General features: G+C 61.0%; 18 protein-coding genes. 7 read left to right on the forward strand and 11 right to left on the reverse strand.

Annotated elements, in window-relative coordinates; genetic code table 11:
- Positions 1-530: 530 nt before the first annotated feature.
- Entirely contained in the window at positions 531-1,829 is a 1,299-nt protein-coding gene (gene argA / locus JUI81_RS09540) for an amino-acid N-acetyltransferase (RefSeq protein ID WP_019580550.1), read from the reverse strand.
- Between the two features lie 135 nt (positions 1,830-1,964).
- Positions 1,965-3,122, reverse strand: coding sequence for an acetylornithine deacetylase (gene argE, locus JUI81_RS09545; RefSeq protein ID WP_019580549.1), 1,158 nt, complete (start codon positions 3,120-3,122; stop codon positions 1,965-1,967).
- 157 nt (positions 3,123-3,279) lie between these two features.
- Here argE and JUI81_RS09550 point away from each other — a divergent pair, with 157 nt between their 5' ends.
- Positions 3,280-4,647 carry an inorganic triphosphatase gene (locus JUI81_RS09550; RefSeq protein WP_204124162.1) on the forward strand — a complete coding sequence of 456 codons (1,368 nt, stop codon included), beginning with the start codon at positions 3,280-3,282 and terminating at the stop codon, positions 4,645-4,647.
- 120 nt (positions 4,648-4,767) lie between these two features.
- Here JUI81_RS09550 and JUI81_RS09555 read toward each other — a convergent pair whose 3' ends face one another.
- A complete protein-coding gene (locus tag JUI81_RS09555; protein WP_018927598.1) occupies positions 4,768-5,238 on the reverse strand; it encodes an Lrp/AsnC family transcriptional regulator in 471 nt (156 codons plus the stop codon).
- A 126-nt stretch (positions 5,239-5,364) separates the two neighbouring features.
- On the opposite strand from JUI81_RS09555, the gene JUI81_RS09560 reads away from it, so the two are divergent.
- From JUI81_RS09560 to JUI81_RS09580, 5 genes are all read left to right on the forward strand, one after another.
- Positions 5,365-5,703 carry a hypothetical protein gene (locus JUI81_RS09560; protein WP_019580547.1) on the forward strand — a complete coding sequence of 113 codons (339 nt, stop codon included), beginning with the start codon at positions 5,365-5,367 and terminating at the stop codon, positions 5,701-5,703.
- 102 nt (positions 5,704-5,805) lie between these two features.
- The gene (locus tag JUI81_RS09565) at positions 5,806-7,590 is read left to right on the forward strand and encodes a GspE/PulE family protein (protein ID WP_204124163.1); all 1,785 of its coding nucleotides are present in this window, start codon (positions 5,806-5,808) and stop codon (positions 7,588-7,590) included.
- Positions 7,591-7,833: 243 nt separating this feature from the next.
- Positions 7,834-8,748, forward strand: coding sequence for an SPFH domain-containing protein (locus tag JUI81_RS09570; RefSeq protein WP_007940374.1), 915 nt, complete (start codon positions 7,834-7,836; stop codon positions 8,746-8,748).
- 11 nt (positions 8,749-8,759) lie between these two features.
- On the forward strand, positions 8,760-9,197 hold the full coding sequence (locus tag JUI81_RS09575; protein ID WP_019580545.1) for an NfeD family protein: 438 nt from the start codon (positions 8,760-8,762) through the stop codon (positions 9,195-9,197).
- A gap of 68 nt (positions 9,198-9,265) precedes the next feature.
- On the forward strand, positions 9,266-9,586 hold the full coding sequence (locus tag JUI81_RS09580; RefSeq protein WP_019580544.1) for a DUF2388 domain-containing protein: 321 nt from the start codon (positions 9,266-9,268) through the stop codon (positions 9,584-9,586).
- Between the two features lie 76 nt (positions 9,587-9,662).
- On the opposite strand, the gene gcvP is transcribed toward JUI81_RS09580, so the two are convergent.
- Positions 9,663-12,536: an aminomethyl-transferring glycine dehydrogenase gene (gcvP, locus tag JUI81_RS09585; protein ID WP_204124164.1), complete on the reverse strand. Its 2,874-nt coding sequence runs from the start codon at positions 12,534-12,536 to the stop codon at positions 9,663-9,665.
- A 153-nt stretch (positions 12,537-12,689) separates the two neighbouring features.
- Here gcvP and JUI81_RS09590 point away from each other — a divergent pair, with 153 nt between their 5' ends.
- The gene (locus JUI81_RS09590) at positions 12,690-13,829 is read left to right on the forward strand and encodes a DegT/DnrJ/EryC1/StrS aminotransferase family protein (protein ID WP_204124165.1); all 1,140 of its coding nucleotides are present in this window, start codon (positions 12,690-12,692) and stop codon (positions 13,827-13,829) included.
- Positions 13,830-13,876: 47 nt separating this feature from the next.
- On the opposite strand, the gene gcvH is transcribed toward JUI81_RS09590, so the two are convergent.
- From gcvH to pepP, 7 genes are all read right to left on the reverse strand, one after another.
- The gene (gene gcvH / locus JUI81_RS09595) at positions 13,877-14,260 is read right to left on the reverse strand and encodes a glycine cleavage system protein GcvH (protein WP_018927591.1); all 384 of its coding nucleotides are present in this window, start codon (positions 14,258-14,260) and stop codon (positions 13,877-13,879) included.
- Between the two features lie 50 nt (positions 14,261-14,310).
- Positions 14,311-15,393 (reverse strand): glycine cleavage system aminomethyltransferase GcvT, encoded by a 1,083-nt coding sequence (gene gcvT / locus JUI81_RS09600; RefSeq protein ID WP_204124166.1) that lies wholly within the window; start codon positions 15,391-15,393, stop codon positions 14,311-14,313.
- A gap of 156 nt (positions 15,394-15,549) precedes the next feature.
- Positions 15,550-17,166, reverse strand: a complete 1,617-nt coding sequence (locus tag JUI81_RS09605; protein ID WP_204124167.1) for an iron ABC transporter permease — start codon at positions 17,164-17,166, stop codon at positions 15,550-15,552.
- Between the two features lie 176 nt (positions 17,167-17,342).
- Positions 17,343-18,347, reverse strand: coding sequence for an extracellular solute-binding protein (locus tag JUI81_RS09610; protein WP_096479394.1), 1,005 nt, complete (start codon positions 18,345-18,347; stop codon positions 17,343-17,345).
- Between the two features lie 131 nt (positions 18,348-18,478).
- Complete coding sequence (locus JUI81_RS09615; protein WP_204124272.1) at positions 18,479-19,696, reverse strand: 2-octaprenyl-3-methyl-6-methoxy-1,4-benzoquinol hydroxylase; 1,218 nt, start codon at positions 19,694-19,696, stop codon at positions 18,479-18,481.
- 115 nt (positions 19,697-19,811) lie between these two features.
- Positions 19,812-20,999, reverse strand: coding sequence for a 2-octaprenyl-6-methoxyphenyl hydroxylase (gene ubiH / locus JUI81_RS09620; RefSeq protein WP_019580538.1), 1,188 nt, complete (start codon positions 20,997-20,999; stop codon positions 19,812-19,814).
- Positions 20,996-22,330 (reverse strand): Xaa-Pro aminopeptidase, encoded by a 1,335-nt coding sequence (pepP, locus tag JUI81_RS09625; RefSeq protein ID WP_018927585.1) that lies wholly within the window; start codon positions 22,328-22,330, stop codon positions 20,996-20,998. Before pepP ends, ubiH begins: the two co-directional genes overlap by 4 nt.
- Positions 22,331-22,336: the final 6 nt, after the last annotated feature.

Raw genomic sequence — 22,336 nt, forward strand, 5'->3', positions numbered from 1 at the left:
ACTACCAAGTCAATCGTAACCATGTATGTCTACGACCAAGGTCTAACGTCGAATATTGAGTCCCTGCCGGTGGCTCATCGAACCGGACATGACGGCATTGGCCCAAAAGCTAATTCCTAAAGGGTATTTACCAGCCTTTTTTTATTCCCATTGGCTTTGGCACATCCCGTACGCGTCAATCCCTATCGAAAAGGCGACGCCATCATGGCTAAACGCGCACTATCTAGTCAATTTGTTACAGTTTGTGTATCGCTATTATTTTTCTTTCGGCTCGGGCGGGACGGCGATTCGAGAAACCATAGGCCATAAAGTCGATTGGCGTCGTTTCGATCGCGGTTCGTAAGTGGTCAGCGCCGCGCAGCAGACCGCGGTGCGTTGGCGGCACGACGAAGGCGATTGGAGAGATGGCGAAGTTCTTGCGGGAGCAAGGGAAGGTAGAAACGGTGCTGCCGGATTATTCGCCGTAGGTCAGCGCCAAATACGTCACTGAGTGATGATCGTTCCCACGCGTGGGAACGATCATCACTCAGTCAGAGGGCTTTTTCGAAGATCTTCGAATTACGCTGATAGTTGTACAGCGATGCCCGCGCCGATGGCAGGCGATCAACGCTGCTCGGCACGAAACCTCGCTCACGGAACCAGTGGGCGGTCCGGGTGGTGAGCACGAACAAGGTTTTCAACCCCTGCGCACGGGCGCGGGTTTCGATGCGTTCCAGCAATTCATCGCCGCGACCGCCATGGCGGTACTCCGGGTTCACCGCCAGGCACGCCAGCTCCCCCGCATCCGAATCGGCAATCTGATACAGCGCCGCGCAGGCGATGATCATGCCTTCACGCTCGACCACACTGAACTGCTCGATCTCGCGCTCCAGCACCTCGCGGGAACGGCGTACCAGAATCCCCTGCTCTTCCAGCGGGCTGATCAAGTCGAGCAAACCGCCGACGTCCTCGATGGCCGCCTCGCGCACAACTTCGAATTGTTCCTGGGCCACCAGCGTACCGCCACCGTCACGGGTGAACAGTTCGGTCAGCAGCGCGCCGTCTTCGGCGTAGCTGACGATATGACTGCGCGCCACACCACCCCGGCATGCCTCAGCGGCCGCATCCAGCAGCTCGGCCTGATAGTTGCTGCCCAGGCGTTGCAGGTGTGCCGGCACTTGTTGCGGACGCAACTCGCGAACCAGACGACCCTGTTCATCCAGCAGACCGAGCTCGGCGCCGAACAGCAGCAACTTGTCTGCGCCCAGGTCGATGGCCGCGCGGGTCGCGACGTCTTCGCAGGCGAGGTTGAAGATTTCGCCGGTCGGCGAGTAACCCAACGGCGACAACAGCACGATGGAGCGTTCGTCCAGCAGGCGATTGATGCCCTTGCGGTCGACCCGGCGCACTTCGCCGGTGTGGTGATAATCGACACCTTCGAGCACGCCGATCGGCCGCGCAGTGACCAGATTGCCGCTGGCCACCCGCAGGCGCGAGCCCTGCATCGGCGACGAGGCCATGTCCATGGACAACCGCGCTTCGATGGCGATGCGCAGTTGGCCGACCGCATCGATCACGCACTCCAGCGTCGCTGCATCGGTGATGCGCATGCCGTGGTGGTAGTGCGGGGTCAGGCCGCGAGCAGCGAGGCGGGTTTCAATTTGCGGACGCGAACCGTGAACCAGCACCAGTCGCACGCCCAGGCTGTGCAGCAGCACCAGGTCGTGGACGATATTGCCGAAGTTCGGGTGCTCCACACCGTCGCCGGGCAGCATGACGACGAAGGTGCAATCGCGGTGGGCGTTGATGTAAGGCGAAGCGTGACGAAGCCAATTGACGTATTCGGGCATGAACCTGGGCCTGTAATAAATAGCAGCCGAAAAAAGAGTAACGCAGTAAACGCACAGCAGGCTGATGGTTATCGTCGGAACAGGCTTGGCGACACGCGCGCTCTCCTCATAAGTACGGGTAGTGACACTGGCAATTTATACGAGCGACGCCGGCGTCAGGCAGTAATGTTCGATCAGTTGACGTAATAGATGCACGGTAGGCTGCAAACGTGACATTTCGAGGTATTCCCCCGGTTGGTGGGCGCAGGCGATATCGCCGGGGCCCAAGACCAGTGTTTCACAGCCAAGGCGCTGAAGATAAGGCGCTTCTGTGCCGAACGCCACTGCTTCGGCGCGATGGCCGGTGAGCTTTTCGGCGACCCTCACCAATTCCGAGTCTTCGGCCTGCTCGAATGGCGGCACTTCGGGGAACAATGGCGCGTAATCGATCTTCACCTGGTGCCGTGCGGCAATAGGGTTGAGTTTCTGCAAAATCGCCGCGCGCAGGGCACTGGGGTCCATGCCCGGCAGCGGACGCAGGTCAAACTCCAGTGAGCACTGGCCGCAGATACGGTTAGGGTTATCGCCACCGTGAATGCAGCCGAAATTCATCGTCGGCTGCGGCACGCTGAACTGCGGATTACGAAATTCCCGCTGCCATGCCAGACGCAAGCCGCGCAGTTCGCCGATGGCATCGTGCATCGCTTCGAGGGCGCTATGGCCCAGGCTCGGGTCCGAGGAGTGACCGCTCTGACCGAGGATATCGATGCGCTCCATCATCACGCCTTTGTGCAGACGGATCGGCTTCAACCCCGTCGGCTCGCCAATCACCGCCGCACGACCTAGTGGTCGCCCGGCTTCGGCCAAGGCACGCGCACCCGACATCGAGCTTTCTTCATCGCAGGTCGCAAGAATCAGCAAGGGTTGCTTGAATGGTTGGTCGAGCAAGGGTTTGACGGCTTCGATGGCCAGGGCAAAAAAGCCCTTCATGTCGCAACTGCCCAGGCCGACCCAACGGCCGTCCACTTCCGTCAGTTTCAGCGGGTCGGTCTGCCACAACGCCGCGTCGTACGGCACCGTATCGCTATGACCGGCCAGCACCAGGCCGCCGGGACCTGTGCCGAAACTGGCCAGCAGGTTGAATTTGCCGGGGCTGACCTGCTGGATGTCGCAGGCAAAACCCAGCTCCCCGAGCCATGTCGCCAACAAGTCGATGACCGGCCGATTGGTTTGATCCAGGCTGGGTTGGGTACAGCTGACAGACGGCGCGGCGATCAGCGCAGCGAACTGATCTCTCATGGACGGCAAAGGCATCGCTGACTCCCAACTCCCGAATTGAAGTCCATCATAGAGCCATCCGGCGACAGGAATAAACCGCCGCGGCGCGTAGGATGAACGAGTCCTGTACACTGCACGACCTTGGCAGCCACACATTCCCCCGGCTGCGCTCCCGATCCTGGATTTTCCGGCCATGCAGAAAGAAACCGAAATCAAACTCCGCGTCAGCCGCGAAACCCTCGCCGCCCTGCGCGAGCACCCGTTACTGAAAAAACGCAACAAAAGTGGCTGGGAACGCCGTGAGTTGATGAACCAGTACTTCGACACGCCTGAGCGCGACCTGGCCCGCGCCAAGGTTGCCCTGCGCCTGCGCCGCGATGGCGAAGAAGTGATTCAGACCCTCAAGACCCGTGGCCAGAGCGTCGCCGGTCTGTCCGAACGTCACGAGTACGACTGGCACCTGCCCAAAGCCAAACTCGACGTGAAAAAACTCGACGGCGAATGCTGGCCCGAGCAGTTGGCCGAACTGGACAAGAAAACCCTGAAAGCCATCTTCACCACCGATTTCGTGCGTGAACGCGCGGAAATCGCCTGGGGCCGTGGCAAGACCAAAGTGGTCATCGAAGCCGCGCTGGACCTGGGCCACGTGGTGGTCGGCAAGCAGAAAGAAGAAATCTGCGAGCTGGAACTGGAACTGCGCGAAGGCGAGCCGGCCGCGCTGCTGGAACTGGCCGCCGAACTGGCCGCGACCCTGCCGCTGATGCCATGCGACATCAGCAAGGCCGAGCGCGGTTATCGCCTGTTCGACGCCAACAGCTACTCGCTGAGCTTGCCGGCGCCGCAGATCACCGCCGAAATGCCACTGGACGATGCATTCGCCGCCCTGTGCTGGCATTTGCTGGGCAGCAGCCAGCGCCTGGCCGAGCAGTATCGCTTCAATGGCCACTGGCGCCTGCTACAGGACTGGGTCGAAAACCTCGCTGAAATGCGCGCGCTGATCAGCAGCCTCGGTCAAGCCGCGCCACGTCAGTCGACTCACGATCTGCGGGCCGCGCTGGATGCCTTGCTGGAAGACTGGCGCCCGCTGGTACAAGCCGGCCTGGACGACGAAGACGTGCGCAAAGCCGCGCCGGAGCAGTTCCTCGAAGAGCTGGAAGACCCGCGTTGGGGCCTGTTCTCGCTGAACACTTCGCGCTGGTTGCTGGCCCGTACCTGGGCTACCGATCGCAACACCCGTGGCAATCGCCAGGGCGCCGCGCAACTGGGCAGCTGGCTGCCACGCCTGCTGGGCGAAGAAGCCAACTCGCTGCAATTACAGCGTTACCAGCAACAGCCGGAAGACCTGGCCGAGCAACTGCCGCGCATCGAGCGCATCCAGGCCTGGCTGCATCATGCCCGTAGCGTGCTGGACATCCCGGAGATGGATCGCCTGTACGGTGAGCTGAAACAGCTTGCCCTGCTGGCTAACGAGCCGATCACCGATGAGTCGCTGGATGCGCGTAAGCAGCAGGCGATTGCGGTGTATCAGAATCGTGCCTGGAAAATGCTATTGCGCATGTAACACCCTGTGGCGAGGGGGCTTGCCCCCGTTCGGCTGAGAAGCAGTCGCAAAGCTTTTGAGGCCGCTTCGCGACCCAACGGGGGCAAGCCCCCTCGCCACAAAAAACCTCTACCGCAACAATCAACGCAACACCGGCAAACTCGTCGTGGATTTGATTTCCGACAAAGCCACGATCGAGTTGACCTCCTGTATCCCCGGCACCATCGACAGTTTCTCGAAGAAGAAACGCTCATAAGCCTCGATGTCTGCCGTGACGATCCGCAACAAGAAATCCACCGATCCCATCAGCACATAACATTCCAGCACTTCGGGGAAACCGCGAATCGCTTCGGTGAACTCAGTGAAGTTCGAGCGCCCGTGGGCGTTGAGTTTGATCTCGGCGAAGATTTGCGTGTTGAGGCCGATTTTCTTGCGGTCAAGCAACGTCACCTGACCGCGAATGATCCCTTCCTCCTTCATCCGCTGAATCCGCCGCCAGCAGGGCGACTGCGAGAGCCCCACCTGTTCGGCGATCTGCGCGCTGGAGAGCGAAGCGTCCTCTTGCAGCAACGCGAGAATCTTGCGGTCGTAGCCATCCAGCTCGCTATGCATAGAAAAACCTGAAATTAATATGATATTGAATTGATCTATTCGATAAATCGTCAATAAGCCCAATCATAGATAAGAAATACCCCACACCGAATGTAAAAATTCCTCCAATGATTTTGGAGCCCGACCATGCCGCCCCTCGAAGCCGTGAACACCGCGCCCGCCCGCGCCGATGTCTGGAACGTCAGCAACGCCCACTGCCGCGTTCAATACCAACTGCTGGCCGAGGCCGAGCCGGATCTGCTGTGCCGCGCGCTCAATCTGTTCGCCTTGCAGTTTCTGACGCCGCAGCAGGTCAACGTGCAGCGCCTGGACGATCTGCTGTCGATCGACATCGTCATGGACGGCCTGAGCTGGCACCGAGCCCAGGTGATCGCGGAAAAACTGCGTAACCTGATCAGCGTCTGCTCGGTGAATCTGCAATCGGCCGATTCGGCGTGGCAGGAGCCGGCGCAGGCAGCGGGCTGACCCCTCCCCTGAAAAAACCCGACACGTGTTGGTCGGGTAGTGGCCCAACGGTCTGCGGGTGCGCAGCTATCCTTTGCGAACGGTTGTTCATAAGGAGCCCGCATGTCCGTTCAACTTGCCACTCAGGACCGCTGGCTGGACCTTAACGATTTGCTGCGTGAACTGGTCGCCCAGGGCTTTGTCAGCCAGGACTCGGCCGAACACGCACTCAATGCCCGCCGCCGTCACGCCACCAATGCTCAGCAACATCCGCTGGAGTTTATCGCCAGCCAACACCTGGACGACCTCAGCCGTCCCGGTAAACACCTCGATCTGGAAAGCCTGACGCTGTGGCTGTCCCAGCAGGCCGGCCAGCCTTACTTGCGCATCGACCCACTGAAAATCAACGTCGCCGCCATTACGCCGCTGATGTCCTATGCCTTCGCCCAACGCCACAAGATTCTGGCGGTGGCCATCGACCGCGATGCCGTCACCGTGGCCAGCGCCCAGCCCTTCGTCAGCGGATGGGAAGTCGACCTGACCCACGTATTGAAACTGCCGATCAAGCGCGTGGTGGCCAACCCGGTGGATATCCAGCGCTTCAGCGTGGAGTTTTTCCGCCTGGCCAAATCGGTCACCGGCGCCACCAACGCCGATCAGCAGACAAGCAACCTGGGCAACTTCGAACAATTGCTCAACCTCGGCGCCAGCGACCAGGAGCCGGACGCCAACGATGCGCACATCGTCAACATCGTTGATTGGCTGTTCCAGTACGCGTTTCAGCAACGGGCCAGCGATATCCACATCGAGCCCCGGCGCGAGCAAGGCACGGTGCGCTTTCGCATCGACGGCGTGCTGCACAACGTCTATCAATTTCCGCCGCAAGTGACCATGGCCATCGTCAGCCGCCTGAAAAGCCTGGGGCGGATGAACGTCGCGGAAAAGCGCAAACCCCAGGACGGCCGGGTCAAGACCAAGACCCCGGACGGCGGCGAAGTCGAGCTGCGGTTGTCGACATTACCGACAGCGTTCGGCGAGAAGATGGTCATGCGGATCTTCGACCCGGAAGTGCTGCTCAAGGATTTCGACCAACTGGGCTTCTCCGCCGAGGACCTGCGCCGCTGGCAAGACATGATCCGCCAGCCCAACGGCATCATTCTGGTGACCGGGCCAACCGGTTCGGGCAAGACCACCACGCTGTACACCACCCTCAAGAAACTGGCGACGCCGGAGGTCAACCTCTGCACCATCGAAGACCCGATCGAAATGGTCGAGCCGGCGTTCAATCAGATGCAGGTCCAGCACAACATCGACCTGACCTTTGCCGCCGGCGTGCGCGCGCTGATGCGGCAAGACCCGGACATCATCATGATCGGCGAGATCCGCGACCTCGAAACCGCGGAGATGGCAATTCAGGCGGCACTTACCGGCCACCTGGTGCTGTCGACGTTGCACACCAACGATGCCCCCAGCGCCATCAGCCGCCTACTGGAACTCGGCGTGCCGCATTACCTGATCAAGGCCACGGTGCTCGGGGTCATGGCCCAGCGTCTGGTGCGTACGTTATGCCCTCACTGCAAGGCCCCCTTAATGTTGGGCGAAGACGACTGGCAAACCCTGACCCGGCCTTGGCAAGCGCCACTGCCGACCAATGCCCAGCGCGCCATCGGTTGCCTGGAATGCCGCGAAACCGGCTATCGCGGTCGCGCCGGGGTTTACGAAATCATGCTGCTGACGGATGGCATCAAAGCGCTGATCAACCCCGACACCGACTTGCTGGCGGTCCGCCGTCAGGCGTTCAAGGAAGGCATGCGCAGTTTGCGGTTGTCGGGGGCGCAGAAAGTGGCGGCGGGGTTGACCACGATTGAAGAGGTGTTGCGGGTGACACCGCAGAGTGAGCAGAGATAGACAGCCCCTAATGCCGGTAAGTTAAGACACATCCCCTGTGGGAGCGTGGCTTGCCCGCGAAGAATACACCGCGTTTTTCAGGTATTACGCGTCATCGTTCTTCGCGGGCAAGCCACGCTCCCACAGGATTTTCGTCACTCAAATTTCTAGACTTACCGGCATTTGGCCTCTCCAAGTCGCATTCAAACCTTTTGCCCTACACTCTGGTCATCGCAACTCAATCCAGACTGGACAGGGACCGTTATGAGCATTGCACTGATTCTCTTCGTCGCGCTGGTCGTGGCCATTCTTTTCATGGGTTTCAAAGTGGTGCCCCAAGGGTTTGAATGGACGGTCGAACGCTTCGGCCGTTACACCAACACCCTCAAGCCAGGCCTGAGCATCATCATTCCGGTGATGGACCGCATCGGCCGCAAGATCAACGTGATGGAAAGCGTGCTGGACATTCCGCCCCAGGAAGTCATCACCGCCGACAACGCCACCGTGCAGATCGACGCCGTGTGCTTCTTCCAGGTGGTCAATACTGCCCAGGCCGCCTACGAGGTGAACAACCTCGAACATGCCGTGCGCAATTTGCTGCAAACCAATATCCGCACCGTGCTCGGGTCCATGGAGCTGGACGCGATGCTCAGCCAGCGCGACAACATCAACGAAAAACTGCTGCGCACCGTCGACGAAGCCACTGCGCCGTGGGGCATCAAGATCACCCGGATCGAGATCAAGGACATCAGCCCTCCCGCCGACCTGATGGCCGCCATGTCCGGCCAGATGAAAGCCGAGCGGATCAAGCGCGCACAGATTCTGGAAGCCGAAGGTTTGCGCGCTTCGGCGATCCTCACCGCCGAAGGCAAGAAGCAGGCGCAGATTCTCGAAGCCGAGGGCAGTCGTCAGGCGGCGTTCCTCGAAGCCGAGGCCCGGGAACGTCAGGCCCAGGCCGAAGCCCAGGCCACCAAAGTGGTGTCCGAAGCCATCGCCGGCGGTAACGTGCAGGCGGTCAACTACTTCGTCGCACAGAAGTACATTGATGCCTTGGGCAAACTGGCCTCGGCCAACAACAGCAAAGTGATCCTGATGCCGCTCGAAGCCGGTTCGATGATTGGTGCAGTCGGCGGCATCGGCGAAATCGTCAAGGCCACCTTCGACGGCAAGAAAGGCTGAGGTCGCCGCCCATGGAACTGTTTTCGTTCTGGAGCTGGCTGGCCCTGGGCACGCTGTTGCTGATCCTCGAGGTGTTCGGTGCCGGCGGTTATCTGCTGTGGATCGGCATGGCAGCTGCCGCCGTCGGCGTGCTGACGTTCCTGATACCGGGTTTGCCCTGGGAATGGCAGGTGCTGTTGTTTGCCGTTTTTTCGATCCTCACCGCCCTGTACTGGTGGAGACGTCAGCGCAGTGTGGTGCGGGCCAGCGATCAGCCGAACCTGAACCTGCGAGGGCAAGAGCTGATCGGCAAGGTGTTCGTGGTCACTGAAGCGATTGTCGATGGCCGTGGCAAGATCAAGGTCGCCGACGGTGTGTGGATGGCCCGAGGGCCTGATGCCGCGCCTGGCAGCCGTGTTCGGGTGATCGGACAACAAGGGGCGATTTTACTGGTGGAGCGGGCCGACTAACGTCACGGAACTCGATTGGGTTATTGGCAATCAAAGGCCGCAGTTAAAACCCAGTGGAGTCACCTTTTATGCGTCTCAAACTTGCTGTCGCTACCGTCGCCGTGTTGTCCCTTCAAGTCGGTTCGGCGATGGCTGATGACAGCTTTTTGCGTAACGTCCTTACTTCCGGTGCCACCACCGGTACGTCCTACCTGACCTCCAGGGATCACAAGCTGATCGTCGCCGCCCAGGACGACGCCGGCAGCTTTGTCGCCAGTGACGGCGCCATTCGCGGCCCCTATCTGGAATCTGCCATGCAGAAAGTCCGCGCTGAAAACCCTGGCCTGCAAGCCACGGACATGGAACTGGCGAACGCCATCCTGGCGAAGAATGCCATCGCCTCGAAGTAAGGTTCGTTGCTGAACAAAAAATGCCGCTCTAAATGAGCGGCATTTTTTTGCCCCTGATTTGTAGGAGCGAGTGATTTCAGCGGTATTCATCCACCGGCACACACGCGCAAAACAGGTTGCGATCGCCGTAGACATTGTCCACACGGTTCACCACCGGCCAGTACTTATGGGCCTTGGTGTGAGCATCCGGCGTCACCGCCTGCTCGATGCTGTACGGCCGCTCCCAGACACCGGTGATGTCGGCCAGGGTATGCGGCGAACGCTTCAGCGGGTTGTCCTCCGCCGTCCAGTTGCCGTTCTGCACCTCGTTGATTTCCGCGCGAATGCTCAGCATCGCATCGATAAAACGGTCCAGTTCCGCCTTCGATTCACTCTCGGTCGGTTCGACCATCAACGTCCCCGGCACCGGGAATGACATGGTCGGCGCGTGGAAGCCGTAGTCCATCAGGCGTTTGGCAACGTCTTCTTCGCTGATCCCGGTCAGCGCCTTGAGCGGACGCAAGTCGAGGATGCATTCGTGGGCCACTCGCTCGTTGCGCCCGGTGTAGAGCACCGGAAACGCCCCGGACAAATGCTGCGCCAGGTAATTCGCGGCGAGGATCGCCACCTCACTCGCATCCGCCAGTTGCGGCCCCATCATCGCGATGTACATCCAGCTGATCGGCAGAATGCTTGCACTGCCCCAAGGGGCTGCGCTTACCGCTCCGTTCCCCGGCAGCGGGCCATCGATCGGCACCACCGGGTGATTGGCGACAAACGGCGCCAGGTGCGCCCGGACACCAATCGGACCCATCCCCGGTCCGCCACCGCCGTGGGGAATACAGAAAGTCTTGTGCAGGTTCATGTGCGACACGTCGGCACCGATATCTGCCGGCCGCGCCAACCCGACCTGCGCGTTGAGGTTGGCGCCATCCATGTACACCTGACCGCCATGGCGGTGGATAACTTCACAGATCTCGCTGATGCCTTCCTCGTAGACCCCATGGGTCGAAGGATAAGTCGCCATCAGGCAGGCGAGTTTGTCCCCCGCCTCGATGGCCTTTTCTTTCAGGTCTTCCAGATCGACATTACCCGCCTCGTCGCACTCGACGATCACTACCCTCATCCCGGCCATTTGCGCCGAGGCCGGGTTGGTGCCGTGAGCCGAAGACGGGATCAGGCAGATATCCCGCGCGCCCTGATGACGGCTCTCGTGATATTTACGGATCGCCAGCAACCCGGCGTATTCGCCCTGGGCGCCCGAGTTGGGCTGCATGCAGATTGCATCGAAACCGGTGATCGCGCAGAGCCAGCGTTCCAGTTCCTCGATCATCAGGGAATAACCCACCACCTGCTCTTTCGGCACGAACGGGTGCAGGTTGGCGAACTGCGGCCAGGTGATCGGGATCATCTCGCTGGTGGCATTGAGCTTCATGGTGCAGGAGCCCAGCGGGATCATCGACTGATTGAGCGCCAGGTCTTTGTTTTCCAGCTGCTTCAAGTAACGCAGCATTTCGGTTTCGCTGTGATGGGCGTTGAACACCGGATGACGCAGATAAGGCGTACTGCGCTGCAATCCTGCAGGAATGCCGGACGCCAGGGTCTCAGCATCCAGCTCGTCGACGTTGAGCCCATGATCGGCACCGAGAAACACATCGAACAGCTTCGCCACGGTTGTTTCGTCACTGGTTTCGTCGAGGCTCAGGCCCAACCGCCCGCGACCGAGAATGCGCAAGTTGATCTGCGCCGCCTGGGCACTTTCGATGATCGCGGTCTGAGTGCCACCGACCTCCAGGGTCAGCGTGTCGAAGAACTGTTGGTTCACACGTGTAACGCCATGGCGTTCCAGGCCGGCGGCGAGGATGCAGGTCAGCCGATGGACACGCTGGGCAATATTTTTGAGCCCTTCCGGGCCATGGTAGACCGCATAGAAACTGGCGATATTGGCCAGCAGCACCTGGGCGGTGCAGATATTCGAGTTGGCCTTCTCCCGGCGAATGTGTTGTTCGCGGGTTTGCAGGGCCATGCGCAGGGCGACATTGCCGCGAGCATCTTTCGACACGCCGATGATCCGCCCGGGAATCGCGCGTTTGTACTCGTCGCGGCTGGCAAAAAACGCCGCGTGCGGGCCGCCGTACCCCATGGGCACGCCGAAGCGCTGGGATGAACCGAACACCACATCGGCGCCCAACTCTCCCGGCGGAGTCAGCAACAACAGGCTGAGCAGATCGGTGGCGACGCAGGCCAAGGCTTGCTGGGCATGCAGATGATCGATCAGCGGACGCAGGTCACGAATTTCGCCATGGGTGTCGGGATATTGCAGCAACGCGCCGAACACTTGATGCTGCTTCAAGTTATCCACAGCGTCGACGATCAGGTCGAAACCGAACCCTTCGGCCCGGGTCTGCACCACGGAAATCGTCTGCGGGTGGCAGTTTTCGTCGACGAAGAACAGATTGCTTCTGGACTTGGCGACACGCTTGGCCAGCGCCATGGCCTCGGCGGCCGCCGTGGCTTCATCCAGCAGCGAAGCGTTGGCCAGTTCCAGACCGGTCAGGTCGATGGTCAGCTGTTGGAAATTCAGCAGCGCTTCGAGCCGGCCTTGGGCAATCTCCGGTTGGTAAGGCGTGTAAGCGGTGTACCAACCGGGATTTTCCAGCACGTTGCGCAGGATGACGGCCGGCGTGAGGGTGCCGTGATACCCCATGCCGATCAGGCTGGTCCAAACCTGGTTCTGCTCGGCGTAGCCGCGCAGTTTGGCCAGTGCGGCTACCTCATCGAGGGCGGGCGGCAGGTCCAGCGGTCGGTTGAGGCGGATTCCCGGCGGCACCGTCTGCTCGATCAACTCGACGCGGCTGCCAAGACCGAGGCTGTCGAGCATCGCCTGCTGCTCGGCGGCATCGGGCCCGAGGTGGCGGCGCAGGAAGGTATTGGGGTCGCGTAACTGGCTCAAGGACGGCAACTGGGACATGACGGGCTCTCTCATGACTGGCGCTCAGCGTCGATGCAACTCGGTCAAACCAGCATAGCAGTCGATACCGGCACGGATGGCGTGGCGCTGTCGGTCAATCCGGATCATTATGCTCGGCGCCTACAAACGTTCGCTGATCGGGTATCCACATTTATGAGCCAACTGTCTTTCCTGCCCTTCTCCAAACCCACCATCGATGAAGCCACGATTGCCGCTGTCGGCGATGTGCTGCGCTCGGGCTGGATTACCAGCGGCCCCAAGGTTCAGGCCTTTGAAGCGCAACTCTCGGAATACTTCGGCGGGCGCCCGGTGCGTACGTTCAATTCCGGCACCTGCACCATGGAGATCGCATTGCGAATTGCCGGCGTCGGACCGGGTGATGAAGTGATCACCACGCCGATTTCCTGGGTGGCCACCGCCAACGTGATTCTGGAAGTTGGCGCCACGCCGGTGTTTGCCGACATCGACCCAGTCACTCGCAATATAGACCTGACGCAGCTTGAAGCAGCGATTACCCCGCGCACCAAAGCCATCATCCCTGTGTTTCTCGCGGGACTGCCCGTGGACATGACGCGCCTTTACGCGATTGCAAAAAAGCATGGTTTGCGAGTGGTGGAAGATGCCGCCCAAGCATTGGGTTCGAGCTGGAACGGCCAGCGAATCGGTGCGACTGGCGATTTCGTGTCCTTCAGTTTCCAGGCGAACAAGAACGTCACCTGTTCAGAGGGCGGTTGCCTGGTATTGAATAATGCCGAGGAAGCACGGCTGGCGGAAAAGTACCGCTTGCAGGGCGTCACCCGCAGCGGTTTCGATGGGCTGGACGTTGATGTGCTGGGCGGCAAGTTCAACATGACCGATGTCGCGGCAGCCATTGGCCTGGACCAGTTTGCCCACATCGAAGCGATCACCGCTCATCGTCGTGAGCTGGCCAAACATTACTTCGCTTGCTTCGGCGAGGACTTCGAAGCGCAATACGGTGCTCAACTGCCCCCGGCGGATTTCGAGAACAGCAATTGGCATTTGTTCCAACTGGTGCTCCCGGAACGCCAGGATGGCAAACCGGCACGGGCTACTTTCATGGAGCAGATGCAGGCACTGGGAGTGGGTATCGGCTATCACTACCCGCCGATTCACCTGCTGAGTCTTTACCGCGAACGCGGGTTCAAGGAAGGCATGTTCCCGATCGCCGAGCGGGTCGGACGACTGATCGTCTCGCTGCCGATGTTTACGGCCATGGATAAAGCGGACGTCGAGCGTTCGGTGGCCGCGGTGAAAGCCGTCTTGCGGACTTGATCCGGCCTTTGCAGGAGCTGCCGAAGACAGCTCCTGCAAAGCGGGTATTACTCGCCGATGGCGGCCTTGTAGGCCATCGGGTCGAGCAGCTTGTCCAGCTCAGAGGTATCGCTTGGCTCAAGTTTGAAGAACCAGCTGTCATAAGGCGCGCTGTTGACCAGTTCCGGGCTGTTGGCCAACTCTTCGTTGACCGCAATGACGGTACCGGAGACCGGTGAGTAGATATCCGACGCAGCCTTGACCGACTCGACGACACCCGCAGCCTCACCGGCAGCGAACACTTTGCCGATTTCCGGCAGCTCGACGAACACCACATCACCCAAGGCTTCCTGAGCATGGTCTGAAATACCCACTTTCACGCCGCCATCATGGTCTAGACGGGCCCATTCGTGACTTTCGGCAAAACGCAGGTCGACAGGGATTTCGCTCATGTTCTGTGTCCTCAAGAAAAATGTCGGCAGTCATTGACCGCCAAAAAAGGTTAGATCAAGGTTTTGCCATGGCGTACGAAGGTCGGCTTGACCACTCGAACCGGGTACCACTTGCCACGGATTTCCACTTCGGCACGGTCAGCGGTGGCCGCCGGCACGCGCGCCAGTGCAATCGACTTGCTAAGCGTAGGAGAGAAACTACCACTGGTGATCTCCCCTTCGCCAACATCGGCGATGCGAACCACCTGATGAGCCCGCAGAACGCCACGTTCCTCAAGGACCAGACCGACCAGTTTGTGCTGCACGCCAGCGGCCTGCTCGGCCTCCAGGGCGGTGCGGCCAAGGAACTGGCGCGTGGCCGGTTCCCAGGCAATGCTCCAGGCCATGTTGGAAGCCAATGGTGAAACGTCTTGATGAATATCCTGACCGTACAGGTTCATGCCGGCTTCGACCCGCAAGGTATCGCGCGCTCCGAGACCGATCGGGGAAATACCCGCGCCCACCAGATCGTTGAAAAACCCCGGCGCCTGATCGGCCGGCAGCACGATTTCCAGACCGTCCTCACCGGTGTAACCGGTGCGGGCGATGAACCAGTCACCGTCGGCCTGACCTTCGAAATGTTTGAGTTGCTGGATCAACGTAGCTCGGGACTGGGTCACCAGTTCGGCAATCTTGTGCCGGGCGTGAGGCCCTTGAATGGCCAGCATCGCCAACTCAGAGCGCTCGTTGAGCTGTACATCGAAGTCGCCGAGATGAGCCTGCATCCAGGCCAGGTCCTGATTGCGGGTGGAGGCGTTGACCACCAGCCGATATCCGTCATCAAGGCGATAGACGATCATGTCGTCGACGATACCGCCGTGCTCGTTGAGCATGGCGCTGTACAAGGCACGGCCGGGGCTGTGCAGGCGCTCGACGTCGTTGGCCAGTAAGTATTGCAGCCAGGCCTTGGCCTGGGGGCCGTCGACATCGATCACGGTCATATGGGATACATCGAAAACCCCGCAATCGCGGCGCACCTGATGGTGTTCCTCGACCTGCGAGCCGTAATGCAGAGGCATATCCCAACCGCCAAAATCGACCATCTTCGCGCCGAGGGCGAGATGAAGGTCATACAGAGGCGTGCGCTGTCCCATGGGTTTCTCCTTCCGGGCGTGGCGAAGGTGCGGACAGCCGCTGTATGGGGTGAAATGCCTTGAAATAAAGGCTTTCAGCCGATTTCAGCAACCCGGTCTGAAAGACGGACCGCACCGAATGCCGCGCATTGTAGCCGCAAGGTGTAGGACTGACACCTAGCCGTTTCGATGCGCCGACCTTCTGATTAATCCGATGACCGGCAACAGCCCGACCAGAACCAGGGTCAGTGCCGGCAACGAGGCCCTCGCCCATTCGCCTTCGCTGGTCATTTCAAAGATCCGTACTGCCAGCGTGTCCCAGCCAAACGGGCGCATCAGCAGGGTCGCGGGCATTTCCTTGAGCACGTCGACGAACACCAGCAACGCAGCGCTCAACGTGCCCGGAAGCAGCAGCGGCAGATACACTTTGAAAAACAGTCGTGGCCCACTGACGCCAAGGCTACGTGCCGCTTCGGGCAAAGAGGGCCGTATTCGCGCCAGGCTGCTTTCCAGCGGCCCGTAAGCCACGGCGATGAATCGCACCAGATAGGCCAGCAACAACGCCGACAGACTGCCCAGCAGCAACGGTTTGCCCGCGCCGCCAAGCCAGCCCGACAGCGGAATCACCAGTTCGCGATCCAGATAACTGAACGCCAGCATGATCGACACCGCCAATACCGAGCCTGGCAGTGCGTAGCCGAGGTTGGCCAGGCTGATGCCGGAACGGATCACCCGGGTCGGTGCCAATCGACGGGCAAACGCCAGCAGCAGCGCGACGCTGACGGTGATCAACGCCGCCATGCCGCCCAGGTATAGGGTATGCACGATCAACCCGGCATAACGTTCGTCCAGATCGAAGCGCCCGCGTTGCCAGAACCACACAAGCAGTTGCAGCACGGGAATGACGAAGGCGCAGGCGAACACCAGACCACACCAGCTCATCGCCGCCAGCGCCTTGACCCCATGCAGGTGATACAGCGCCTTGACCCGCGGCCGTTCGTTGCCCGCCCGGTTGGCTCCCCGGGCGCGACGCTCGCCATACAACACGACCATCACCACCAACAGCAACAGGCTGGCCAGTTGCGCGGCGGTGGGGAGACTGAAAAAGCCGTACCAAGTCTTGTAGATGGCGGTGGTGAACGTATCGAAGTTGAACACCGACACCGCACCGAAATCCGCCAGGGTTTCCATCAGCGCCAACGCCACCCCCGCGCCGATCGCCGGACGCGCCATGGGCAACGCCACTCGCCAGAACGCCTGCCACGGGGATTGCCCAAGGACTCGCGCCGCTTCCATCAGGCCTTTGCCCTGAGCCAGAAATGCAGTGCGCGCCAACAGGTAAACGTAGGGATAGAAAACCAGCACCAGCACCAGAATCACGCCGCCGGTGGAACGCACTCGCGGCAGCCTCAGACCACTGCCGAACCATTCGCGCAACAGGGTTTGCACCGGCCCGGCGAAATCCAGCAGGCCTACAAAGACAAAGGCCAGCACGTAGGCAGGAATCGCGAACGGCAGCATCAACGCCCAGTCCAGCCACCGCCGCCCCGGGAACTCACAGAGGCTGGTGAGCCAGGCGAGGCTGACGCCCAACAGCGTCACGCCGATGCCAACGCCGACGACCAGCGTGAGGGTATTGCCCAGCAGCCGCGGCATCTGCGTACCCCACAGGTGGGACCAGATCTGCTGATCGATGGTTTGCCAGGAAAGAAGCAGGACGCTCAGGGGCAGCAGGACCAGCGCAGCGATGGCGAAGACCAGGGGGTACCAGCGGCGTTGGGCGGGGTGGGCCAAGGACAGTTCTCGTTTAAATGATTGTGCCCACGCTCTGCGTGGGCACACATCTTGTGATGCTCTGCGTCACGCCTCGACGCAGAGCGTCGGTGGATGCATCCCCACGCAGAACGTTGGAACGATCAGGCCGGCAGGGACGCCGCCACTTCATTCGGTGGCGCAGTATATCGACAGACTCAGTTCCAGCCGACCCGATCCATCATCCGAATCGCTTCAGCCTGACGCTTGCCGGCGATTTCCACTGGCAAGGTATCGGCCACGAACTTGCCCCAGCTCGCGACTTCAGCCGAAGGCTGAACGGCAGGGTTGGCCGGGAACTCCTGGTTCACGTCAGCGAAAATCTTCTGCGCTTCAGGTGTGGTCATCCACTCCACCAGCGCCTTGGCGGCTTCCGGGTGCGGTGCATGTTTGGTCAGGCCGATACCCGACAGGTTGACGTGCACGCCACGGTCGCCCTGATTCGGCCAGAACAGTTTCACCGGCAGGTCCGGCTTCTGCTTGTGCAGACGGCCATAGTAGTAGGTGTTGACGATGCCGACGTCGCACTGACCGGCATTGATCGCTTCCAGCACGGCGATGTCGTCGGAGAACACGTCGGTGGACAGGTTGTTGACCCAGCCTTTGAGGATTTTCTCGGTTTTCTCGGCGCCATGGACTTCGATCATGGTGGCGGTCAGGGACTGGTTGTAGACCTTCTTCGCCGTGCGCAGGCACAGGCGGCCTTCCCACTGTTTATCGGCCAGCGCCTCGTAGGTGGTCAGCTCACCGGGTTTCACCCGGTCGGTGGAGTAGGCGATGGTTCGCGCCCGCAGGCTCAGGCCGGTCCAGGCATGGGAGGATGCGCGGTATTGCAGCGGGATGTTGGCGTCGATCACCTTGGAGGTGAACGGCTGGAGGATGCCCATCTGCTCGGCCTGCCAAAGGTTGCCGGCATCGACGGTCAGCAGCAGGTCGGCAGTGGCGTTTTCGCCCTCGGCCTTGATCCGCTGCATCAGCGGCGCTTCCTTGTCGGTGATGAACTTCACCTGTACGCCGGTTTTCTGGGTGTAGGCATCGAAGACCGGTTTGATCAGCTCATCGATACGCGAGGAGTAAACCACCACCGCGTCGGCAGCCTGGGCGGCGGTGCTGCCTATCAGGGTCAGGGCCAGTGCGGTCAGTAGACGCTTGGGTGCCAACATGGAAGCGGTCTCTCGAAATGGGGAAGTGAGCCCAAATGATAAGGACTCACATTTCGCTTCTCAATCGAACACTGGGTGGAGGAGTTACCAGATGTTGCACAATCGAATGAATGACAATGTGGCGAGGGGCTTCAGGCCTTGGCCAACGCTGGCAAATCCCCAATCAACCCAAGCGCTTCGCGCACGAACAACGCCTTGGCCTCGGGCATCTGGTCGACCATCTTCAACCCGGTATTGCGCAACCAGCGCACCGGCAACGGATCGGCCTGGAACAGCCGTTCGAAGCCTTCCATCGCCGCCATCAACGCCAGGTTGTGGGGCATGCGCCGACGCTCGTAGCGACTGAGCACCTTCACATCCGCCAACCGCTCACCGCGCGCGACCGCTTGCAGCAGTACTTCGGCCAGCACTGCCGCATCGAGGAAACCGAGGTTCACGCCCTGTCCGGCCAGCGGATGGATGGTGTGGGCCGCGTCGCCGATCAGCGCCAGACCTTCTGCCACGTAACGCTTGGCATGACGCTGACGCAGCGGCACGCACAGACGCGGGTCGGCACTGAGCACCGTGCCGAGGCAGCCTTCGAAGGCCCGCTCCAGCTCCTTGCAGAAGCTTTCGTCGTCCAACGCCATGAGGCGTTCGGCTTCGCTCGGCGTGGTCGACCAGACAATCGAGCACCAATCCTGCTGACCGTCCCGTTCCAGCGGCAGAAACGCCAGCGGGCCGTTGTCGGTGAAACGCTGCCACGCGGTCATTTGATGCGGTTTGGAACAGCGCACACTGGTGACGATCGCGTGGTGCATGTAATCCCATTCGCGGGTCGCAACGCCGGTCAGGCGCCGCACCGCCGAGTTGGCGCCATCCGCCGCGATCACCAACGGTGCCCGCAAGGTGCGGCCATCGGCCAGGGTCAGCAGCCAATCATCACCGGAGCGGCGCATCTGCTCCAGACGCGCATTGGCCAGCATCCCGAGGTCACAGTCGTGCAGCCGATCGAGCAAGGCATCTTGAACCACGCGGTTCTCGACGATATGCCCCAGCACGTCGGCATGTACGCTGGTCGCCGAGAAATGGATTTTCCCGGTGCCGCTGCCGTCCCAGACGTGCATATCGGTGTAAGGACTGCTGCGCCGGTTGGCGATGCCGCCCCACACACCCAGGCGTTCGAGTATTCGCTGGCTGGCCGCCGACAGGGCGCTTACCCGCGGCTCGAACGGCGCTTGGCCATCGAAGGGTTTGACGCTCAAAGGGCTGCCGTCCAGCAGCAGGACTTCAAGCCCGCTGTTTTGTAACGCCAGCGCCAGGGCACTGCCGACCATTCCGGCCCCGACAATCAGCAGATCTGCGCGCATTTCCATGCTTTAGGCCTGTCTCGCTTGCGACTTGAGCCGCAGATAAAGGGTTTTCTCGACGCGCGTCACCGAAGTGCTCGCGTCGTCATGAATATTGACGTGCAAGTGCGCCCGCTTAAACATCGGGACGCGTACCCAGGCCCATGGCCTGCCGGGCGAACCAGCGCTTGGCCGGCGGCAGCAGATCGAGACCGAGCAAGCCGATGTTGCGCCCCAGGGAAACCAGCGGCTGGGTGCTGCCGAACAACCGGGTGACCTGATCGGAGAAGCCCACGGTCAGATTCTGATCCATCCGCTGACGCTCGCGATAAGCCTGCAACGTGGTGAAATCGCCGAGCGCGGTCTCGCTGCTCAGCAAGGTGTCGGCCAAGGCCTGGGCATCGCGCAGGGACAGATTGAAGCCTTGTCCGGCAATCGGGTGCAGGCTATGCGCGGCGTTGCCGAGGATCGCCAGATGCGGGCGGACTTGTTCCTCGGCTTCGATCAGCGACAACGGATACAAATTGCGGGCGCCAACCTGTTTCAGCGTGCCGAGGCGATAACCGAACACGCCCTGCAACTCGCTGAGAAAGCTGCGGTCATCAAGGGCCGCCAGCCGTTGCGCGTCCATGCCCAGACGGGTCCAGACCAGGGCGCAGCGGTTTTCCGGCAGCGGCAACAAAGCCATTGGGCCGTCGTCAGTGAAGCGTTCGAAGGCCATGCCGTTGTGCGCTTCGCTCGGAGTGATGTTGGCGATCAGCGCGCTCTGGTTGTACGGGCGCTTCTTGATGCCGATCCCCAGCTGTTCACGCAGGCCCGAACGGCCGCCATCGGCCAACACCGCGAGGTCGCATTCCACCAGGGTTTCATCGTTGAGCGTCAGGCGATAGCCGTCGGTCAGCGGTTCCATGGCGGTGACTTCCGCCGGGCAACGCCAACTGATCACGTCCTTGTCCAGACTGTGCCAGAGGCATTGGCCGAGCCAGGCGTTTTCCACCACATAACCCAGTGCTGGAACGCCCTCTTCCATCGCCGACAACCGCGCCGTGGAAAAACGCCCACGGTCGGAGACATGAATCTGCTTGATCGGCTCGGCGCGGCGGGAGATTTCCTGCCACACGCCCAGCCGTTGATAAATCTGCCGGGCGCCGAACGACAACGCCGAAGAGCGAGCGTCATAGCTCGGTTGGTACGTATCGCCAGGGGCAAAGGGTTCGATCAGCACGATCTTCCAGCCACGGGCCTTGGCCCCGGCCTGCAACGCCAACGCAAGGCTGGCGCCAACCAGGCCACCGCCGATGATTGCCAGATTGACTCGACTCATGCCGCTTGTGTCCGTGCGGCGGCCATCAAGGCCTCGATCTCGGCGACCGTTTTCGGCACGCCGCTCGTCAGGATTTCACAACCGGTTTTGGTGACTACCACGTCGTCCTCGATGCGCACGCCAATGCCGCGCCATTTCTTCGCTACGTTCTGGTTGTCCGGGGCAATGTAGATGCCCGGTTCGACCGTCAGCGCCATGCCGACTTCCAGCACGCGCCATTCGCCGCCGACCTTGTACTCGCCGACATCATGCACATCCATGCCCAGCCAGTGGCCGGCGCGGTGCATGTAAAACGCCTTATAGGCTTCGCTGGCGATCAGTTCATCGACTTCGCCCTGCAACAGGCCCAACTTCACAAGGCCCGTGGTAATGACTCGAACCGTGGCTTCGTGCGCCTGATTCCAGTGTTTGTTCGGTGCGATTTCGGCAAACGCCGCTTCCTGGGAAGCCAGCACCAGCTCGTAGATCGCCTTCTGTTCCGGTGAATACTTGCCGTTGACCGGCCAGGTGCGGGTGATGTCGCTGGCATAGCAGTCGATCTCGCAACCGGCGTCGATCAGCACCAGATCGCCGTCTTTGAGCACCGCGTCATTCTGCTGATAATGCAGGATGCAGCTGTTGCGCCCGGCGGCGACGATCGAACCATAGGCCGGCATCTTCGCCCCGCCCTTGCGGAACTCGTAATCGAGCTCGGCTTCGAGGCTGAACTCATGCAAACCGGCACGGCTGGCCTGCATCGCCCGGATATGCGCCTGGGCGGAAATCCGCGCGGCTTCGCGCATCACCTTCACTTCTGCCGCCGATTTATACAGGCGCATGTCGTGCAGCAGATGATCCAGGGCAACGAATTCGTTCGGCGGCTGGGCACCGAGATTCGCCTTGGAGCGGATCACGTTGATCCAGTCCATCAGATGTCGATCGAATTCCGGGTTGCTGCCCATGGCCGAATACACCCGGTCGCGGCCTTCGATCAGGCCCGGCAGGATGTCGTCGATGTCGGTGATGGGAAAAGCGTCGTCGGCGCCGAAGTCGCGGATCGCGCCTTCCTGGCCGGCGCGCAGGCCGTCCCACAGCTCACGCTCGGCATTGCGTTCACGGCAGAACAGGATGTACTCGCCATGTTCGCGACCGGGAATCAAAACGATAACGGCCTGAGGCTCGGGAAAGCCGCTGAGGTACTGGAAGTCGCTGTCCTGACGGTAAACGTGCTCGACGTCACGGTTGCGAATGGCAACCGCGGCGGCGGGCAGGATGGCGATGCTGTTGGGTTCCATCTGCGCCATCAGGGCCTTGCGGCGACGGCTGTATTCCGATTTCGGGATATGAATCATGGGCAG

The organism is Pseudomonas sp. 008, from assembly GCF_016861935.1.
Lineage (GTDB): Bacteria > Pseudomonadota > Gammaproteobacteria > Pseudomonadales > Pseudomonadaceae > Aquipseudomonas.

What these genes read in the sequence shown, in the direction of transcription:
- ubiH (WP_019580538.1), bottom strand. Translation starts at nt 20,999, where the DNA reads ATGAGTCGAGTCAATCTGGCAATCATCGGCGGTGGCCTGGTTGGCGCC.
- argE (WP_019580549.1), bottom strand. Translation starts at nt 3,122, where the DNA reads ATGCCTTTGCCGTCCATGAGAGATCAGTTCGCTGCGCTGATCGCCGCG.
- JUI81_RS09615 (WP_204124272.1), bottom strand. Translation starts at nt 19,696, where the DNA reads ATGCGCGCAGATCTGCTGATTGTCGGGGCCGGAATGGTCGGCAGTGCC.
- JUI81_RS09580 (WP_019580544.1), top strand. Translation starts at nt 9,266, where the DNA reads ATGCGTCTCAAACTTGCTGTCGCTACCGTCGCCGTGTTGTCCCTTCAA.
- JUI81_RS09550 (WP_204124162.1), top strand. Translation starts at nt 3,280, where the DNA reads ATGCAGAAAGAAACCGAAATCAAACTCCGCGTCAGCCGCGAAACCCTC.
- JUI81_RS09555 (WP_018927598.1), bottom strand. Translation starts at nt 5,238, where the DNA reads ATGCATAGCGAGCTGGATGGCTACGACCGCAAGATTCTCGCGTTGCTG.
- JUI81_RS09610 (WP_096479394.1), bottom strand. Translation starts at nt 18,347, where the DNA reads ATGTTGGCACCCAAGCGTCTACTGACCGCACTGGCCCTGACCCTGATA.
- gcvH (WP_018927591.1), bottom strand. Translation starts at nt 14,260, where the DNA reads ATGAGCGAAATCCCTGTCGACCTGCGTTTTGCCGAAAGTCACGAATGG.
- argA (WP_019580550.1), bottom strand. Translation starts at nt 1,829, where the DNA reads ATGCCCGAATACGTCAATTGGCTTCGTCACGCTTCGCCTTACATCAAC.
- JUI81_RS09590 (WP_204124165.1), top strand. Translation starts at nt 12,690, where the DNA reads ATGAGCCAACTGTCTTTCCTGCCCTTCTCCAAACCCACCATCGATGAA.
- gcvT (WP_204124166.1), bottom strand. Translation starts at nt 15,393, where the DNA reads ATGGGACAGCGCACGCCTCTGTATGACCTTCATCTCGCCCTCGGCGCG.
- JUI81_RS09575 (WP_019580545.1), top strand. Translation starts at nt 8,760, where the DNA reads ATGGAACTGTTTTCGTTCTGGAGCTGGCTGGCCCTGGGCACGCTGTTG.
- JUI81_RS09570 (WP_007940374.1), top strand. Translation starts at nt 7,834, where the DNA reads ATGAGCATTGCACTGATTCTCTTCGTCGCGCTGGTCGTGGCCATTCTT.
- JUI81_RS09560 (WP_019580547.1), top strand. Translation starts at nt 5,365, where the DNA reads ATGCCGCCCCTCGAAGCCGTGAACACCGCGCCCGCCCGCGCCGATGTC.
- JUI81_RS09565 (WP_204124163.1), top strand. Translation starts at nt 5,806, where the DNA reads ATGTCCGTTCAACTTGCCACTCAGGACCGCTGGCTGGACCTTAACGAT.
- gcvP (WP_204124164.1), bottom strand. Translation starts at nt 12,536, where the DNA reads ATGTCCCAGTTGCCGTCCTTGAGCCAGTTACGCGACCCCAATACCTTC.
- pepP (WP_018927585.1), bottom strand. Translation starts at nt 22,330, where the DNA reads ATGATTCATATCCCGAAATCGGAATACAGCCGTCGCCGCAAGGCCCTG.